Origin of the sequence: Maridesulfovibrio sp. (assembly GCF_963677005.1) — a bacterium.
GTDB lineage: Bacteria > Desulfobacterota > Desulfovibrionia > Desulfovibrionales > Desulfovibrionaceae > Maridesulfovibrio.
Map to the genome: position 1 here is coordinate 2,821,659 of NZ_OY781616.1, position 16,631 is coordinate 2,838,289.

Consider the following 16,631-nt stretch of genomic DNA (forward strand, 5'->3'; position numbering starts at 1 on the left):
ATGGGGCTGATGGGTTACCGGTTAATACAGAACTTTTCACGTTATATCAAAGAGGCCGGCATGCGTTCCTGTTTTTATTCAAACCTTATCATCCTGTTGTTGGCGATGGGCCTTTGCCCAGCCGCAGTGTCCGCCGCTCCCCTGCTCTCCATAGGCGACTTTCAATACCAGAACGGAACAGCCGCACCGGAATTCACCGAATTCCTGCATGCAGCTGTGTGCAGCGAGGGCCTGAACTGCGCCAACAGCACCGCCGTACCGAAAAACGCCCGATACACGATTTCCGGAATATTGAATACAGGCCGCAAAGGAACATCCTATTCCGCCATGCTTACCGACACCTTCCATCTTGAACCGGATGTATTTATCAACGGAAAACAGGTCGGAGGTAAAACGTCCGCTCCAGCGGCGAAAAAACTGGCCAAATCCATTTACGGACTCCTTTCCGTTCAGAAAGTAAGCTCCGTTGATATCAGCGGAAACGTAATGATGGCACCGGGGGCAATCATGGCCCTTTCCGGAATTTTTCCGGGGGAAGAGGCAACTCCGCAAAAAGTCATCGCCGCACGCATAATACTTGAAGACTGCGGCCTGTTTGAACAGGTCAGAATTTTCCTCATTCCCGGAGCAGACGGCCGCAAAGTCAAAATTTCCGTCAAGGAAAACCTCATGCTCTCAGCCTCCGGGATGCCCGGACCCGGCAGGGATGTACTCACAAACATCCTGGGGGCCCCTGAAAACGAACTCCCTGAATTCCCGGACAGCTTAGCAACAGAGCTTGCTTTTCCTCATCCGGAAAAAATAAGCGGGGAAATGCTGGCATACCGGGCCGAAAAAATACTCGAACAGATTTCCATGCAGGGAGAAAAGGACTCCCCGGAAGCAATGGAGGAACTGATCGAAGTGGCGGCTGCAATCCGCAACCGGATATATGTTTATGACAGTTCCTGCCGGAATATGTGCATCATCCTGCTCAAACTGTGTTCTGTTCTAGACCGGCGTACAGTACAGAATCTTACGGACAGGCTGCAGCGGGAACCGGCTTCCGGGCCGGAAGACCGATCCTTCAGCCGCAAACTGGCCCGCATAGAATTTCTCGGTAAAGCGCAGGCGGCCGCACAGGATGCCATGACAATTCTGGCCGCCCGCATATATTCGGACCATCCGCACTCCCCGGCTCTGCCCTGGGTGCTGTTTGCCCTCGGAAAACAGGCTGTAAGTTCAGAAGACCTGACCAGAGCCGCTCCTCTGCTGGCTGCGGCAACAGCGTACTCCTCGCTACCGGTCAGCCCGGAAATGCTCATAACAGCTGCAAAAGCGCAGTACAGCAACCTGGACAGCAAAGGAGGAGATGCGGCCTCCGGCATGCTCAAATCAATGCTGGAAGACCCGGAACTGCCATCCGGGCTGCGCAGAAAAATCAATAGTCTCGAACACTGGAACGCCCTGTGTAAAACCGCCCTGTCGATAACAGACGGTGACAGCTTCGATCAGAAACTCCGCAAGGGGAACGCCCTCATCCTGCTTGATCGCCCGGACCTTGCAGAACCGCTATTCCACGAGCTCCACAGCGCCCATCCGGATGATGCCCGGCCCTTCACCGGGTTTGCACGGCTTGCATTTCAGCGCACCGGAAATCTGCTTTCCGTAAGGCCCTATATTGAACGGGCGGCCCGCCTTTCTGGGAAAGACCGGTTTTTCTACGAATTGTCGCTTGCATACACCCTTGAAAGGATCACAGAAGAAGCACTGCCGACAATCCGCAGAGACGGCCGCGATTCCGAGGAAGCAGCCGCTACTCGGTTCCTGCTGCCCAGGGCGGAACAGTGCGCTGTCGGGTACGAAAGATTCAACCGGCCCCGTGCATTGCTGCTGAAAAACGGAATCGAGGTACTTGATCACTGGCTGGCCTATCCGAAAATGACCGACACTCAGGCGCTGGATGCAATGTACAACAGGACTGTGCTGTTATCCGGGCAGGAACCGGACGACCAGCTGATAAAATCTGCCGAATATTATTTTTCAACAAGCTCTCCGGACAGGACAGCAGTACGCCAGATGCTTTGCGAACCCCTTGCTTTTTCCGCTGCAGCGGAAACAAGATTCCTGCAACTGAACCTTCTGATACGGGAAATGGCTGTTTCTCCCGCGGAAGAAATCGCCGCGGCACTGGAGCGGGCGGACAGGGCCACATTTTCCAACGATCTGAACCGCAACCGGGCAGTGGCCATTCAGGCCGATACCCATGCCCTGCTCGGACTATACCGCCACTCCGTCCCGGAACTGGAACGGGCCAGATCTCTCTACGCCCTGGCAGTAACCCTGAACAGTTCCACGGAGCATGCGCGGCTGCTTAACAACCAGGCAGCGGTAAACCTTGCTCTGGACAGAAAAGAGGAAGCAGACGACCTCTACGATGAAGCCGCAGACAACCCTGTACAGGTTCCGGAGGCAATCGAACTGGGTAAAATATTCACAGCCCTCCCGGCAGAGGAACAGGACGGAAAACTGTGTGATCTGGCAGAAAGGACGCAAAACCCAAAGGTTCGCGCGGCAGCACGAAAGCATATGCATATGAAAAACAGTGGAATGGACGAAAAAAATGAAACCGTAAAAACGACTAACGGAACGGAGGCGGTGCCCCCTGCAAACTTGGCTTCGGGCATGCCTGAAGTACTGCTGCAGGAAGAATACGGCATGGGCGGGGACTACGACAACTACAACGGACTGCAACTCTTTTTCAGGTATGAAAGCAGCCCCTGGCTGATCCCGGGAACTTCAGAGATAACCGGGGGATAACAGTTCATTTTTTCAGATTATTCTGATGATTCTATCATGTAATCAAGCTCTTCGGCCATAAGCCTCAGCGGTTCAACCCCGCCGGTGATTCTCATGATTTCCACAAGAGTCTCGGCTCCAAGCTTAGCTTTCTTATCATCAGGATTCACTTCGCGAACAAGTGTTTTGACCGTCTTGCCAAGCTTGTCGGCAAGCTCCTCCAACGGGACAGGACCGTTCATCACAAGATCCTGAATTGCTTTATCTATCTTATCCGTCATCACTTTCAATCCTTTAATTTAACTACTGCCGAAGCACCAAACCTTTAACCCAAAAGGTTGAAACCCACAACCGGTGAAGTCATGCACCGGCCATCCGCCATCACTTCCCCCGCTCATATTTTACGCTCAAGACGGCAAGCAGTGCTGACAAAACTCAATTGTCACTGTATTGTAACAAATGCGCCGAAGGACCGGAAGATCAATCCCACAAACAAAAAATAATATTTCAATAAGTTACACATAAAAAAGCCTTTTGTAACAAAACTTGACCTAACTTTTTTTACATGCTTGTTACTCGTTTGTGACAAGTTCGGAGACACAAGGTCAGCTGTTGTAACAACGGAACGGTGGAGGATTCTCTTTTTGCCGAATAAATCTCTGCACATGAAAATTCTGCTCTGGGGCTGGGGAGTAATGCTCTGCGCCCTGATGCTGACTTTCTGGTCCTATTACGAGACCGTTTCCGATGAACTTACCGGCTACAGCAGACAGAACACCACCAGACTCATGCATTTTGTGCGCTGGAAAGTGAGTCACAGCCCTGAAACGCCCGGAACTTCTGCGTACCAGAATGAAATAACCGCCTTAGGCCAGAATCTGGGTATAAGAATCACCTATATAAGAAAAGGTAAGGTTCTGGCGGACTCCAACGTAGATGAGAACAGACTTTCCGAACTTGACGACCATTCAAGACGCCCGGAAGTAATCGCAGCTGAAGCATCTGGAACAGGTAAAAACATACGCTACAGCAATACCCTGAAAAAACGCATGCTCTACGTTGCCCAGAGTATGGAAAGGGAAGGTGATTTTCTCCGTGTGGCCATGCCCTACTCTGTTATCGGCGAGCGTCTGGAAAGAATCAAAATCCATTTCACCCTGCTTCTGCTTGTTATAGCGGCAAGCGGAGCACTCAGCCTCAAATTCATCGGGTCGCGGACCAACACTGCGGTAAAAGAAGTTTCCGACACGGCCAGAGCCATCGGGGAAGGAGACTACGGAAAGCGCATACGGATCATTCCCGGCGGTGAATTCCAGATGATGGCAGATTCCATCAACACCATGGCCCGGAAAATTCAGGGACATATCCGCATCATCGAAGACCAGAAGAACCAGCTGGACGCCATGTTCAGAAACATGAAGGAAGGCATCATGGTTCTTGATCCTCAGGGACGGATAGAGGCCGTGAACAATTCCATGCAGGAAATCGCCCCGCAGAGCAGGGACATGATCGGCAGGATGCCCCTTGAGGTCCTGACCAGACACGAAATTCAGGATTCTGTAGACCGCATACTGCAGCCGGACAACGATGCCGCTTCCGACTCCCTGATTATCGAACTTCCGGACGGGCGGTCCATGAACGTGACCGTGTGTTCTTACGAGGATTACAAGGGCCGCCGCAAACTGATCCTTGTTTTCCACGACATAAGCGAGGTCCGGCGCATTGAAAGAATCCTGCGGGACTTTGTTTCCAATGCCTCTCACCAGCTCCGCACCCCGCTTACAAGCATCAAGGGCTATGCCGAGACCCTGATCGACAATCCTCCCGAAGACCGCAGGATACTCGCCAAATTTCTGGGGACCATACTGGACAACGCCAACCACATGTCCAAGGTCATAACCAGCATGTTCACCCTTACACGCAGTGAATATTCGGGCAAAAAGCTGCGTACCAGACCGACTGACCTTCCCGGAAGCATTGAGCACAGCGTGAACAACCTGATCCCCCTTGCTGCGGGCAAGAATATCACCATCGAAAAAGGCGAGATTCCCGATGTCCATGTCTGCGGCACGGACGAGGGACTGGTCCAGATTTTCGACAATCTGATCGAAAACGGCGTCAAATACGCCCCGGCAGACAGCCGCATCCGCGTCGAAGCCCGGGTGGAAGAGGGATATGTGATCTGCAGGGTTGTTGATGAAGGTCCGGGAATAGCTTCGGACCACCGCGAAAAAATTTTCGAACGATTCTTCAAATTGGATGAAAACGCTGTGGGCAACGGCAGTTCCGGACTGGGACTGGCCCTCTGCCGCAGCCTGGTTCGCAATTTCAACGGCGACATATGGGTGGAAAGCCCGGTTGACGCCAAAACAGGGACCGGCTCTTCATTCTGTGTGAAGCTCCCGGTAACTGACGGCTGAAAGGCCGTGAATCATCACATGGTTCTCAACAAGGGGAATATCTCTCATGGATATCTATGATCTGTTCTTTTACATGTCCCTGTTTGCAGGGTTCATGATGGCATTCAACCTCGGCGCAAACGACGTGGCCAACTCCATGGCCTCGGCTGTGGGCGCCAAGGCAATATCCATCAAACAGGCCGTGCTTATAGCAGGAACACTGAACTTTGTGGGAGCGGTATTTCTGGGCTCCCACGTTACCGCAACAGTAAGCAAGGGCATAATAAACCCTGCTGCCATCGCCGATCCCAAAATAATCATGATCGGCATGTTCTCATCCCTGATTGCTGCCGGAGTATGGGTGCTCATATCTACAATGACGGCTCTGCCGGTCTCTTCGACCCACTCCATTGTCGGCAGTATTCTGGGCTTCGGTCTGGTTGCAGGCGGCCCGGACGTAGTCAACTGGCTTAAAATGGGCGGCATTGTCATGTCGTGGATTATTTCACCATTTTTTGCCGCGACCATTGCCTACGCCATTTTCACCCACATCAGGAAAACCATTCTCTTCAAAAAAGACTTCATCCACCAGGCCAAAAAATGGGCTCCCATCTGGATGGGGCTGACGGTTCTGCTCATTGCGCTTTCGTTCCTCTACAAAACACCGGTCGGCAAAGGACTCAAACTCCCGTTCCTGGGCTCGCTGGCACTGGCTTTTGCCATTGCCGCCGTTGTCTGGTTTGCCGGCAGACTTACCGTAAATAAACTTGTCGGAGACCCGGAAGAAGGTGCCGAAGCAGTGGAATCCACATTTCGCAGACTTCAGGTCGGGACATCCTGTTACGTGGCCCTTTCGCAGGGCGCAAACGATGTTGCCAACGCAATCGGACCGGTTGCCGCCATCTACCTGATCGCAAAGGAGCATGTTCTGCTTGCCAAAGCGGATGTTCCCGTGGGATTGCTTGTTATGGGTGGACTTGGAATTGCCATCGGTATTGCACTGCTGGGTCACAAGGTTATGGCAACCGTGGGCAGCAAAATAACTGTGCTGACCAACACAAGAGGATTTGCGGTTGACTTCGGAGCGGCTTCCACAGTATTGGCCGCTTCCAATATGGGGCTCCCGGTTTCTTCCACCCATGCGGCAGTCGGCGCAGTTGTAGGAGTAGGGCTGGCCAGAGGATTTTCGGCGGTCAACTTCAGCATTCTCGGCAGGATAGTTCTGTACTGGGTGCTGACAGTACCTATTGCCGCAATTACAAGCATAACGATATTCAGCCTGTTGAAATGGGCTTTCATCTAGATAACACAAGGAGAACACTATGCACTTTCGTCTTCCTTTCTTAGGTATTATCGTCAACAAGAACCCTATGGACGGGCTGGTCAAGCATTACAAAAAAATCGCCGAGTGCATTCATATCATAAATGACTCGGTGGAATGCTATGTCGCCGGGAACGACACCTGCCGCGACTTTGATGAACTCATCCAGCAGATAGACACGGTCGAGGGACAGGCTGACAAAATAAAACGCTCCATACGCAACCATCTGCCGCATTCAATGTTCATGTCCGTGGATAAGACCCTGTTCTTCAACTACACACGCAGCCAGGATAACGTTCTGGACAATGCACAGGAAGCTCTGCACTGGCTGGCAATGCGCAAGGTGGCCATCCCGTCGGAATATCAGAAGGACCTGATCCTGCTGCTTTCGGAAGTCAACGATACCACAACAAGCCTCGGCCCTGCGCTTAAGGCCACTATAGAACTGGTGGACGGCAAATCGATAGACCGCGAAAGCACCAAGAACAAATTCCGCAGAGTGCGCAAACACTGCGCACGGGCAGTTGAACTGCGCAAGGCCCTGACCAACCGCATCTACAATTCCGATATGGATTTCAAGGATATTTACCAGCTCATGCACTTTGTCGACTGCCTGAACGAAATGGCTCATCAGGCAGAAGGATGCGCCGATATTCTCAGAGCCATGGTTGCCCGCTAGCCATAGCTGACCATATATAAAAAAGAAAAACCTCCGCAGATCAGCTGATCTGCGGAGGTTTTTCGGTCTTGAACAGACAGAACAAATTAATAATCAACAAGCCAGTTCGCGGGGATGGACCACTGTCCGTCCTTTGCGGAATCAAGCAGTGCGTCCAGCAGTCTGGCGACCCCGCATTCGCGGCAGGACGGAATATGCAGGTCCGCAGCGGGCAGCACTTCGGGAGCGGCATTTGCCACCGCAGCGCTCAGCCCGGCACGGGCGAACAGAGAGAGATCATTCTCGCTGTCACCGATTGCGATTGAGTTGAGATCCGGCCACCCTGCTTCCTTCATGATCTGCATAGCGGCGGAATGCTTGCCGTGCCCGGCAGGCCCTATTTCCAGAAACTCCTCACCGGTGCGCACGCAGTTCAGACCGAATTCAGCGGCAAGCGCACGGACGAACTCGCATTGTTTGCGCTGGCTGCGATGGGAAAAAGTCAGAATCTTGATGACCCCGTTCGCCAACGGGGTGGGACCGGATTGCGGCAGAACCTCGCCGACCATGGCAAAAGCATTGATCTGCTCGGCGCTGAGGTCGGAACGGCTCCAGATGCCGTCGGTTACGTACGTTGCGTAGTTTATGTTTTCCCGGAGCAGAATATTTTCGATCTCTTCGCAGGGCTCCACGGTTTCCCCGAACAGGCTTATCCTGCCGTCACGGATGATGACGGACCCGTTGACCCCGGCATGGGGGTTATGGCTGCCCACGCTTTGTATGAGCTCCGGCACGCTGATCATATGCTTGCCGGTAACAAGGGAAAACCTGCCGCCCGCAGTTGTGTAGCGGTTGATCGCGGCAAGCGACCGCCGGTCCAGAGACTGACCCGGTTCAATGAGAGTCCCGTCAATGTCGCAGAAAATCCATGGGAGATTTCTGTGCTGCTGTCCGGCAATTTCCCTGGAGTACATGTTCTGCACCCTGCGGGCTTCGGGAAGAAGCCTGCGTGCGGTCTGCGGAGGAATGGAACCGAGTCCGAACCGGCCCTCAAGCTCCACAATACGCTGCCCGAAGGAAAAAGGTTCCCCCACCGGGGAAGTCCTGAAATCGCAATACCGCACAGCGGAATGAACCGGACCACGCAGGTCCGGGCGCGGCAGCCGGTCATATATTTCCTTTATTTCCGGCTTGTATTCAATATCCACCGGAGTACTGGAATGCCAGAGAACCGCTTCGACAATATCTTCCGGCGCATCGCAATGCGCAAGATAGACAGCTCCGTCCAACGGATGAAATCCGGTTCTGCTGAGCTTCTCGGAATAGCCGATGTCGTGAAACAGGGCTGCCGTGGTGATCTTCCCGGCCAGTTCTCCTTCGCAGCCTGTCTGGGAAACAATCCTCTGCGCAGTGCTGCAGGCCTGGCGCATATGGGCCAGCCGGGTTGAATCTTCGGGATAGAATGATGCGGCAAGGGCATCATCAAGAGTTCCGGCTGTGGGAGCCAGAGGATCGGGAAATATTTCCTTAAGTATATCGGACGATTTAACGGAGCTACCCGTCTGGACTATTTTTTTATTCATTTTAAATCCGGCATGTTATCCGGCGGGGCTGGAGTGAACTCTGGACAGAAACATCCGCACAGCGCGGCCATTAAGCATGAAAAAATCTGCCCTCAGAAAAATAAGGCGGGAATCTTACTTGGCAAGGACCGTCCGGCAACCGTTGTGTTACAGAGAATCGATCCTTGCCTTTGCCAAAATAAAGTTCATACCCCGCCCGGTTCATATATCAGGATATTTCGTCACAAACGACTTTCATACACCCCGTTAGTGTATCCGCAATATTTTTTAGTGCGGCAGCTCAGACCGAATCAGGATTTCCTTTTTTCAACTTCCGCGACCAATCTTTCGAACACGCCCTCAATATCGAGACTGGTGGTGTCGACAAGAATTGCGTCTTCCGCCGGTTTCAACGGTGCTACCTTGCGGTTGCGGTCCTGATCATCGCGAGCGCCGATCTGTTCAACGAGTTCTTCCATATCCGCCGGACGCCCCATTTCCTGCAGTTGCAGAAAACGTCTGCGGGCTCTTTCACGAAGATCGGCATCAAGAAAAAACTTGCAGGGAGCCTGCGGGAAAATAACCGTTCCCATGTCGCGCCCTTCGGCAATGAGGGAAGTCGTGGCCCCGATGCTGCGCTGGGCATCCTTCTGGCAGGTCCGTACAGCCGGAATTCTGGCCATGTTGGAGGCCCACATGCCTACTGTTTCAGTACGGATTTCATCAGTCAGGGGCACTCCGTTCAGGCTCAGTACGGAGCCTGCACCGCATCCGGAGAGAGAGAATTCCAATTCTTTCAGGGCGGTCTCCATTCTCAACGCCTCCCATTCCCAGGCCCCTTCGCCCAGCTTCCAGGCCGTAGCCCGGAACATGGCTCCGGTATCCAGATAGGCGATGCCGAACCGGTCGGCAAGGCGCTTGGCAAGAGACGATTTCCCTACCCCGGCAGGACCGTCGAGTGTGATGATGAACGGTCCCGTCATTAAAGAATCTCCTTCAGGGTTTTGAGAAAAACGGCGTTTTCATGATCAGTGCCCATGTTCACCCGGATATATTCCGGCAGACCGAAGCTCTTCAGAGGGCGCACAATTATTCCGCGCTTGAGAAGTTCCTCAAAGACCTCCCCGGCATCACGCGTGGGTTTGAACATGACAAAATTGGCCTGTGAATCAAGCACCTCACAGCCCATGGCCCGCAATTCCTCGGTAAACAGTTTCCTGCCCCGGTGAACCACGTCCAAGGTGGTCTGATAGAAAGCGTTGTCTCCAAGAACGGCGATTGCAGCTTCCTCGGCCAGAAGATTCACGGTGAAAGGAGCACGGGCGCGATTGATGAAATCGGCCAGTTGCGAACTCATTATGCCGAACCCGACCCGCAAGCCGGCAAGGCCGTAAGCCTTGGAGAAAGTTCTGGTCAGGACCACATTCGGAAACCGTTCAAGCAGGCCGCGCATGTCGTAGGTCTCTGCCGGAGTTGCAAAATCCACGTAGGCTTCATCAACTACAAGAAGAGTTTCCTCCGGTATGGATTCGGCTACTTCACTCATTTCCTGCACGGTCACGGCCAGGCCTGTGGGATTGTCCGGGCTGGTAATGAACACGACTGCCGTTCTTTCGGTAACGGCCGCAGCAAGCTCCTTAAGGGGCTGCTTGTGTCCTGCGGCGCGCGGAATCTGACGAAATTTTATGCCGCAGAGTTTGGACATGAGCCTGTACATGCTGAAACAGGATTCATAGGTAAGCACTTCATCCTGACCCGGACGGGCCTTGATGCGCACCAGCAGGTCGATGACCTCGTCGGACCCGTTACCGCTCAGAATCAGATCTTCACGCACACCGACCCGTTCCGCAATGGCCCGGTTCAGCCGGGGGTTGCCGTTATGCGGATATCTGAAAACATAAGGGGCATGTTTTATAATGCTCTTCTGCGCTATGGGAGAAGCACCCAGCGGATTTTCGTTGCTGGCGAGTTTGATGACTGTATCCAGACCGTATTTTTCCTTGATTTCCTCAATGGTCAGACCTGGAGCATAGGCTTTTGAATCCATCATATCTGGACGGACTTGAATGGTGGACATGCAGGAATCCTCTCAAGATGGTAAATTTCCCCGAAAGAAGCGAAAAAAACGGCGCGTTCTTCGTACCGGTTGCCGCATATGAACCGGCCCGGCAGACACTGACAAAACGATCATAACAGGACATGGCTGAAGCCGTTTCTTCAACGCAGGGACAAGGCCCTTTGCAGGCACAGGCCGGGTTGCCTCGGCAAGATCGGGGTTGATGGGACTTTAGTAGTTTGGAACGCCTGATTTGTCAAAAAAAGCTGCGCCGGAATTCGAGCAGAAAAAAGCGGAAGCCCCCTGTCCGAAAACCGGGCAGGGGACTTTGGGGTTAGGAGGCCAGACCGAGGAAAACGGGGCAAATCCGCCCCCGATCTGATTGAGATTGTCTATAACCTAAAGTTAATCCTCAACCTACCGATGTCAATAGAACTCTATCAAGTAATGGTTATGCAGGCCTTACGGTCAGCACCGGGCACTTTGAGGACTTAACGACCTTTTCAGCCACGGAACCGAACAGGATGCGATCAATACCGGCCCGACCATGGGTACCCATGACAACGAGGTCGGCAGCTTCGCTCGCTGCGAAACTCAGAATTTCTTCAGCGGCGTAACCGGTTACAACCTTGCCGTTAACGGTTACATCCTTGAAGTTTTCCTCGATAAAAGTTTCCATGGTGGAATCCGCCCCGGTGACGATTTCTCCGACAAAGTTCTCGATGGAACTCGGCGGAACATGGAAGCCCACGTACTGGTCCAGCGAAGGAGCCACGTACAGGCACAGGATTTCCGCGCCCATAGTCTTTGCCAAGGTGCTCGCGTAGTCAGCTACAACAGGGCTGTGTTCGGAAAAGTCCACTGCGCACAAAATCTTCTTGATAGTTACCATATTAATCCTCCCTGTTATTCATTTGGGAAATGGAAAAAAGTGCAATACAAAATTTCCTACCTAAAGATTAACGGAAATGACAAGACATGGACAAGCATTTTCTTGTGATTTACAATTTAGATGGAAAAAATGTCTTGCCTAAACTTTTATAAACTTGTCTCAGGAAATTTTTGCCGAGACATACAAATATCAAATCTAATAAAATCAATATCTTGTCAAAACTCTAGACTTTGGCAAGCTCATTGCATAGTAAAAAACGAAACCAAAGGCTGAGGAGTAGAAAATTATGAAGATAAGTCCTGAACAGATTGAAGCCTTACAGCAGCAACAGCAGCAGACCAATAAGGCCAAGAAGGTGGACGGGGCGGCTTTCGGGGAATTCCTGAATCAGGAAGTGCAGCAGGGCGAAACCCGCCAGACTGCAACTATTCCCACAGTGCCGGGTCTTCAAGCCATGAATCCTCTTCTGCAGGTGCAGCAGACAGCCCCTGTAGAATCTTCACAGGTAAGTGAAGGGGAATTCGTGGGCAAGGTGGAAGAACTTTTCGGCAAGCTGGAAAACTATGCGCAGCAGCTCGGGTCTGAAGACGGGCTGAAGCAGGCTTACAGTACTCTTGAAGGGATTCAGGGTGGAGTTGAATCGCTCAAGAAGGACTGGCCCGGAGTTGCCAGCGAAAACCCCGAACTCGGTTCCATTGTCTCCGAACTGGAAGTAATGACCGCAACCGAACAGATCAAATTTAACCGAGGAGATTACGTGTAGCCCCTGGCCGCACTGTCTCCTGCGCAGCCGGGCTGCGTGAGAAAACCGCGACATCCTTTACGGGTGGCGCGGTTTCTTTTTTCAGCGCCTGTTTCCTGGCGTTCCAATCCATGAATTCGAACCGTTAAATCTCCCGGATAATTTTCATCAAAAAAATGCACTGTGCGTTGTTGACAAGAACATTTGAGTGTATATTTCTTGAACAAGCGACAATTACAGGAGGTTTCATATGGTTATCGACTTTGGTTCATTCTATAATTTTCCGTATGAGTTCGACAAAATATTCAATGACGTCTTAAATCCTCACCATTACAGAAGGAGAAGAGCTTCATACCCTCCTTTGAACATTACCGAGGATGAAAACAACATATACGTTCATGCGGAAGTACCCGGCGTTGCAATTGAAGACGTCGAAATAACAGTTACAGCCAAGGATCTTGTGATCAAGGGAGAGCGCAAGCTGCCTGAAGGAAGATACTTTCGTCAGGAAAGGCCTTCCGGAGTCTTTCAGCGGATAGTTTCCATAAATACGAACATAGATACGGATAACGTATCGGCATCCATGAAGGACGGAATTCTGAACATTGCGCTGCCCAAGGCAACTGCTTCCGCACCGCGCAAGGTCGACATCGCAGTGGAATAAGGGAGGTTTGTTATGAGCACAGAAGCAAAGATTGAAAAATTCAGCCCGGCAACGGACATTGTGGAAAGTGAACAGGGTTTTTACATGTATATGGACCTGCCCGGCGTAAGCCGCGAGAATCTCGAAATAGACCTTGAAGAGAATTCGCTGGTAGTTACAGGCAGGACGGCATACGCAACCGCTGAAAATGAAAAATTCCTGGACCGCGAATTCTCCGGCGGAGAATACGTCCGCAGATTCACGGTTGCGGATATTGTGGACCGCAAGAACATCAAGGCCAACCTCAAAAACGGGGTGCTTGAACTCTTCCTGCCGAAAATCCCTGAAGTTCAGCCCCGCAAGATTCAGATATCGGCTGAATAAAGACCAACCAAAAGTAAAGGGCCCGGAAAACCGGGTCCTTTTTTTTAGCCGATCGAAAGCCTCCATGCCCCCACACCCGAGTCCCCACACCCGATAAATCTGGTTTGCCCGCCACTTTGCTTTCTGGTAAACGGCAGGAAACCCTTACAGAGAAGGAGCATTTATAATGAAGCTTGTCAGAATTTTATTGATATCCGTTCTTTTCAGCCTGCTTCTGATGTCCGGACATGCCTTTGCCGCCGGTTCCAAAGTATTTGTCCAGTTGCAGACCAGCATGGGCAACATTGTTCTTGAGCTTGACCGGGACAAGGCACCGAAGACCGTTGAAAACTTTCTCAGATACGTGAAGGAAGGACATTACGACGGAACCATTTTTCACCGCGTTATTTCGGGATTCATGATTCAGGGCGGCGGTATGGATAAGAATATGGAAGAGCGCCCCACCCACGCTCCCATTGAAAACGAGGCCCGCAACGGCCTTTACAACGACAAGTATACCGTGGCCATGGCCAGAACCAACGACCCGCATTCGGCAACAGCCCAGTTCTTTATCAACGTTGCCGACAACAACTTCCTAAACTTCAAATCCGCCAGCGGTTCCGGCTGGGGCTATGCGGTCTTCGGCAAAGTTTTAGGTGGAAAAAAAGTGGTCGATAAAATTGCAGGCGTCGTTACCTACAGCAAGGGCCACTACGATGATGTTCCGGTTAAACCCGTAACGATTATCAAGGCTGAAGTGCTGGACCAGTAACGCCTGATCCAACCCTGTTTTCTTCAAGCCCCGGAACCCCGGTTCCGGGGTTTTTTGTTGCACATCCAAACCCCGGGAGATTTGACCCCATTGGTAAAGAAGACTAAAACAAGCCCAAGCGAGCAAACATATAACCTTAAACTGTGCCAGCGAGGGGCCATGAAAGGTAAAAACAAAAAAGACGCGATCTTATACGCCGCGCAGGAAACATTCGGGAGATACGGTTACGCAGGAACAACAGTAAAAATGATTTCCGAACGCGCGGGAGTGGCCTTCGGGCTTGTATCCCACTACTTCGGAACAAAGGAGGAGCTCTTTGTTACGGCCGGAGTAGCGCTTGTAGAAGACCTTATGGAGTACCTTACAAGTGAAATGCGCAAGGCCCGGTCCGGCATAGAAGGCATACAGCTTTTCATGAACAGCTACCTGAGCTACACATTGCAGCACCGCAACACCTTCCCTGTGCTGCTGCGCTGCTCTCCCTTTTCCGATGTCCAGATAGATATGGACAGAACCCGCATTTCCATCAAGTTTCAGCAGCTTCTGAACTTAATCAGGGAATGCGTGGAGCGGGGCATGGAGGACGGATCAATCAGGTCCCTGTCCGTTGATGATACCACTACAATAGTCTACTCAAACATCGTCGGCACGGTCAGAACCAGATTTCTGTCTCCGTACGACCTGCCGAACCTGTATGAAGAAACAACCGAATTTGTTGTCCGCAGCATGAAATCAAGGGACTGATCACATTTCGCAGGATGAAATGCCGTGCAGGCAGAAACGGCATTTCATCCATGCCGGGCTTGACAGCAGCAAGGACCTCTTTCATGGTCTGCGCATGATAAATAAAGCTGCGCCCCACAGGATTATCAAAGAATGCAGACCGCTAATGCTGCTGGCTGCATTTTTTCTGATCTCTGTTTTTGCCGCCCCAAACAGGGTAGATGCCCATCCGCATGTATTTGTGGATTGTTCACTGACGTTTGAATTCGATGAAAGCGGCCTTAAAGGTATCCGCCAGAAATGGTGGTTCGACAAAATGTTCGCGGCCATGATTCTCGGAGACTACGACAAGGACCGCAACAACATAATCAGCGAAGAAGAGGCAAAAGAAATAGAATCCGGGGCCTTTATCAACCTCCGGAATTTCAATTACTTCACCAGCATATCCGTTGACGGGAACCGCGTCTCCTCGATAACTGCGACCGAGTTCAAACCACTTGTGGAAGACTCCACGCTTGTCTATACCTTTTTCGTCCCTTTGCATCTTGCTGCTGATTCAGCGCATACCGTAAAAGTCGCTGTGTATGACGAAAGTTTTTATACCGCCATACAGATGGATCCCCAAAACAAAATCAGCTCCACTCCTTCGAACATGCAGGTTAATCTTACTTTGGAACAGGAACCGGAAATGGCTTATTTTTACGGGCAGATGGTGCCTGATGCCGCAGTCCTTACAATCGTTGCCCGCTGATGAATAAAATCTTACCCTCCATCCTGCTGTCTGTGGCTGTACTGCTCCTTCTTTTATCGGGTTTGGCGTACGCCGGGGGCGACTCCAACCCTTTCCTGACGCCCAAAAAAGAGACCTCGGCTTCAGCCGGAACCGGTGACAGAGCCGGTAATTCCGAAATACGGGTAAATATCCGGACAGAAACGGCCGGATCATTCTATACCGCACTCATGACCCGGATCACCATGGCCCAGAAAGAAATCAGGGACCGGTTGACAGGATTCTCGACTGAAATAAGGAAAAACCATTTCGGCAAATCATTCTGGCTGTTTCTGGCCTTTACCTTTGCATACGGAGCGGTGCACGCGCTGGGGCCCGGCCACGGCAAATCGGTAGTCTGTGCTTATTTCATTTCCCGCCCCGGTTCCATTCTCACTGCCGCGTTCATGTCCTGGCTTATCTCCGTTGTTCATGTGGGATCGGCAACGGTCACAGTCTGTCTGGCCTATCTCCTGCTGAAAAACGGCATGTCCGGGTTTGAGAATTTCAACAACCACATGCAGACGGCAAGTTTCCTCCTGATTGCCGCCATCGGTCTCTGGATGACCGTAGAAGCCGTGTTTTCCTTCCGGGGACGGAATTGCAACTGCTCGAATGCTCGCGGGGCAACTCTGAAAGAAACAGCCGCAGTGGCTTTCGTGACCGGCATCATCCCTTGTCCCGGCGCGGCTATCATCCTCGTGTATACACTCTCCGCAGGGATACTCCGGCCGGACTTGCGGCAATGGTCTGCATGGCAGCCGGGATGGGCATTACCACATCCCTTTTTGCCATCGCGGCAACCGGCACCCGCCGGACAATGGAGCGAGCAGACTTTTCCGGTAAAATCAAAAACTCTTATTCGATCCTGTCCCTGTTCGGCGGACTGGTGATACTGGGCTTCGGCACCATGATGCTGGCAGCCCGCCTAGGATAAGCCCGGAACGGCCCTC

General features: G+C 52.0%; 16 protein-coding genes. 11 read left to right on the forward strand and 5 right to left on the reverse strand.

Annotated elements, in window-relative coordinates; genetic code table 11:
• Window positions 1-60: 60 nt before the first annotated feature.
• On the forward strand, window positions 61-2,799 hold the full coding sequence (locus ACKU4E_RS12505) for a cyclic nucleotide-binding protein (RefSeq protein ID WP_320171410.1): 2,739 nt from the start codon (window positions 61-63) through the stop codon (window positions 2,797-2,799).
• A 17-nt stretch (window positions 2,800-2,816) separates the two neighbouring features.
• Here the strand turns inward: ACKU4E_RS12505 and ACKU4E_RS12510 are convergent, their stop codons facing one another.
• A complete protein-coding gene (locus tag ACKU4E_RS12510; RefSeq protein WP_320171411.1) occupies window positions 2,817-3,059 on the reverse strand; it encodes a phage regulatory CII family protein in 243 nt (80 codons plus the stop codon).
• 363 nt (window positions 3,060-3,422) lie between these two features.
• On the opposite strand from ACKU4E_RS12510, the gene ACKU4E_RS12515 reads away from it, so the two are divergent.
• Genes ACKU4E_RS12515 through ACKU4E_RS12525 form a run of 3 tightly spaced genes read left to right on the forward strand, consistent with a single transcriptional unit; the run spans window position 3,423 to window position 7,177 of the window.
• Window positions 3,423-5,198, forward strand: a complete 1,776-nt coding sequence (locus tag ACKU4E_RS12515) for an ATP-binding protein (protein ID WP_320171412.1) — start codon at window positions 3,423-3,425, stop codon at window positions 5,196-5,198.
• A 46-nt stretch (window positions 5,199-5,244) separates the two neighbouring features.
• The gene (locus ACKU4E_RS12520; protein ID WP_320171413.1) at window positions 5,245-6,480 is read left to right on the forward strand and encodes an anion permease; all 1,236 of its coding nucleotides are present in this window, start codon (window positions 5,245-5,247) and stop codon (window positions 6,478-6,480) included.
• A gap of 19 nt (window positions 6,481-6,499) precedes the next feature.
• Window positions 6,500-7,177, forward strand: coding sequence for a DUF47 family protein (locus tag ACKU4E_RS12525; RefSeq protein ID WP_320171414.1), 678 nt, complete (start codon window positions 6,500-6,502; stop codon window positions 7,175-7,177).
• A gap of 86 nt (window positions 7,178-7,263) precedes the next feature.
• Here ACKU4E_RS12525 and ACKU4E_RS12530 read toward each other — a convergent pair whose 3' ends face one another.
• The 4 genes from ACKU4E_RS12530 to ACKU4E_RS12545 form a co-directional block, all read right to left on the reverse strand.
• Window positions 7,264-8,739 carry an HAD-IIB family hydrolase gene (locus ACKU4E_RS12530; RefSeq protein WP_320171415.1) on the reverse strand — a complete coding sequence of 492 codons (1,476 nt, stop codon included), beginning with the start codon at window positions 8,737-8,739 and terminating at the stop codon, window positions 7,264-7,266.
• 290 nt (window positions 8,740-9,029) lie between these two features.
• A complete protein-coding gene (gene cmk, locus ACKU4E_RS12535) occupies window positions 9,030-9,701 on the reverse strand; it encodes a (d)CMP kinase (RefSeq protein WP_320171416.1) in 672 nt (223 codons plus the stop codon).
• A complete protein-coding gene (hisC, locus tag ACKU4E_RS12540; protein ID WP_320171417.1) occupies window positions 9,701-10,795 on the reverse strand; it encodes a histidinol-phosphate transaminase in 1,095 nt (364 codons plus the stop codon). The genes cmk and hisC overlap by 1 nt, the downstream gene beginning before the upstream one ends.
• A 430-nt stretch (window positions 10,796-11,225) precedes the next feature.
• A complete protein-coding gene (locus ACKU4E_RS12545) occupies window positions 11,226-11,666 on the reverse strand; it encodes a universal stress protein (RefSeq protein ID WP_320171418.1) in 441 nt (146 codons plus the stop codon).
• A gap of 286 nt (window positions 11,667-11,952) precedes the next feature.
• Here ACKU4E_RS12545 and ACKU4E_RS12550 point away from each other — a divergent pair, with 286 nt between their 5' ends.
• The 7 genes from ACKU4E_RS12550 to ACKU4E_RS12580 all read left to right on the forward strand — a co-directional run bounded on the left by ACKU4E_RS12550 (window position 11,953) and on the right by ACKU4E_RS12580 (window position 16,571).
• A complete protein-coding gene (locus ACKU4E_RS12550) occupies window positions 11,953-12,429 on the forward strand; it encodes a hypothetical protein (protein WP_320171419.1) in 477 nt (158 codons plus the stop codon).
• Window positions 12,430-12,658: 229 nt separating this feature from the next.
• A complete protein-coding gene (locus ACKU4E_RS12555) occupies window positions 12,659-13,072 on the forward strand; it encodes an Hsp20/alpha crystallin family protein (RefSeq protein WP_320171420.1) in 414 nt (137 codons plus the stop codon).
• 12 nt (window positions 13,073-13,084) lie between these two features.
• Entirely contained in the window at window positions 13,085-13,435 is a 351-nt protein-coding gene (locus tag ACKU4E_RS12560; RefSeq protein ID WP_320171421.1) for an Hsp20/alpha crystallin family protein, read from the forward strand.
• 166 nt (window positions 13,436-13,601) lie between these two features.
• On the forward strand, window positions 13,602-14,186 hold the full coding sequence (locus tag ACKU4E_RS12565; protein ID WP_407944113.1) for a peptidylprolyl isomerase: 585 nt from the start codon (window positions 13,602-13,604) through the stop codon (window positions 14,184-14,186).
• 159 nt (window positions 14,187-14,345) lie between these two features.
• The gene (locus ACKU4E_RS12570) at window positions 14,346-14,930 is read left to right on the forward strand and encodes a TetR/AcrR family transcriptional regulator (RefSeq protein WP_320171422.1); all 585 of its coding nucleotides are present in this window, start codon (window positions 14,346-14,348) and stop codon (window positions 14,928-14,930) included.
• A 19-nt stretch (window positions 14,931-14,949) separates the two neighbouring features.
• On the forward strand, window positions 14,950-15,660 hold the full coding sequence (locus ACKU4E_RS12575) for a DUF1007 family protein (protein WP_320171423.1): 711 nt from the start codon (window positions 14,950-14,952) through the stop codon (window positions 15,658-15,660).
• Entirely contained in the window at window positions 15,660-16,571 is a 912-nt protein-coding gene (locus tag ACKU4E_RS12580; protein WP_320171424.1) for a nickel ABC transporter permease, read from the forward strand. Before ACKU4E_RS12575 ends, ACKU4E_RS12580 begins: the two co-directional genes overlap by 1 nt.
• Window positions 16,572-16,631: the final 60 nt, after the last annotated feature.

Bases quoted from the DNA above. Each gene is read 5' to 3' on its own strand.
- ACKU4E_RS12510 (WP_320171411.1), bottom strand. From the start codon at position 3,059: ATGACGGATAAGATAGATAAAGCAATTCAGGATCTTGTGATGAACGGT.
- ACKU4E_RS12560 (WP_320171421.1), top strand. From the start codon at position 13,085: ATGAGCACAGAAGCAAAGATTGAAAAATTCAGCCCGGCAACGGACATT.
- ACKU4E_RS12545 (WP_320171418.1), bottom strand. From the start codon at position 11,666: ATGGTAACTATCAAGAAGATTTTGTGCGCAGTGGACTTTTCCGAACAC.
- ACKU4E_RS12565 (WP_407944113.1), top strand. From the start codon at position 13,602: ATGAAGCTTGTCAGAATTTTATTGATATCCGTTCTTTTCAGCCTGCTT.
- ACKU4E_RS12570 (WP_320171422.1), top strand. From the start codon at position 14,346: ATGAAAGGTAAAAACAAAAAAGACGCGATCTTATACGCCGCGCAGGAA.
- ACKU4E_RS12530 (WP_320171415.1), bottom strand. From the start codon at position 8,739: ATGAATAAAAAAATAGTCCAGACGGGTAGCTCCGTTAAATCGTCCGAT.
- ACKU4E_RS12525 (WP_320171414.1), top strand. From the start codon at position 6,500: ATGCACTTTCGTCTTCCTTTCTTAGGTATTATCGTCAACAAGAACCCT.
- hisC (WP_320171417.1), bottom strand. From the start codon at position 10,795: ATGTCCACCATTCAAGTCCGTCCAGATATGATGGATTCAAAAGCCTAT.
- cmk (WP_320171416.1), bottom strand. From the start codon at position 9,701: ATGACGGGACCGTTCATCATCACACTCGACGGTCCTGCCGGGGTAGGG.
- ACKU4E_RS12580 (WP_320171424.1), top strand. From the start codon at position 15,660: ATGAATAAAATCTTACCCTCCATCCTGCTGTCTGTGGCTGTACTGCTC.
- ACKU4E_RS12555 (WP_320171420.1), top strand. From the start codon at position 12,659: ATGGTTATCGACTTTGGTTCATTCTATAATTTTCCGTATGAGTTCGAC.
- ACKU4E_RS12550 (WP_320171419.1), top strand. From the start codon at position 11,953: ATGAAGATAAGTCCTGAACAGATTGAAGCCTTACAGCAGCAACAGCAG.
- ACKU4E_RS12520 (WP_320171413.1), top strand. From the start codon at position 5,245: ATGGATATCTATGATCTGTTCTTTTACATGTCCCTGTTTGCAGGGTTC.
- ACKU4E_RS12575 (WP_320171423.1), top strand. From the start codon at position 14,950: ATGCCGTGCAGGCAGAAACGGCATTTCATCCATGCCGGGCTTGACAGC.
- ACKU4E_RS12505 (WP_320171410.1), top strand. From the start codon at position 61: ATGCGTTCCTGTTTTTATTCAAACCTTATCATCCTGTTGTTGGCGATG.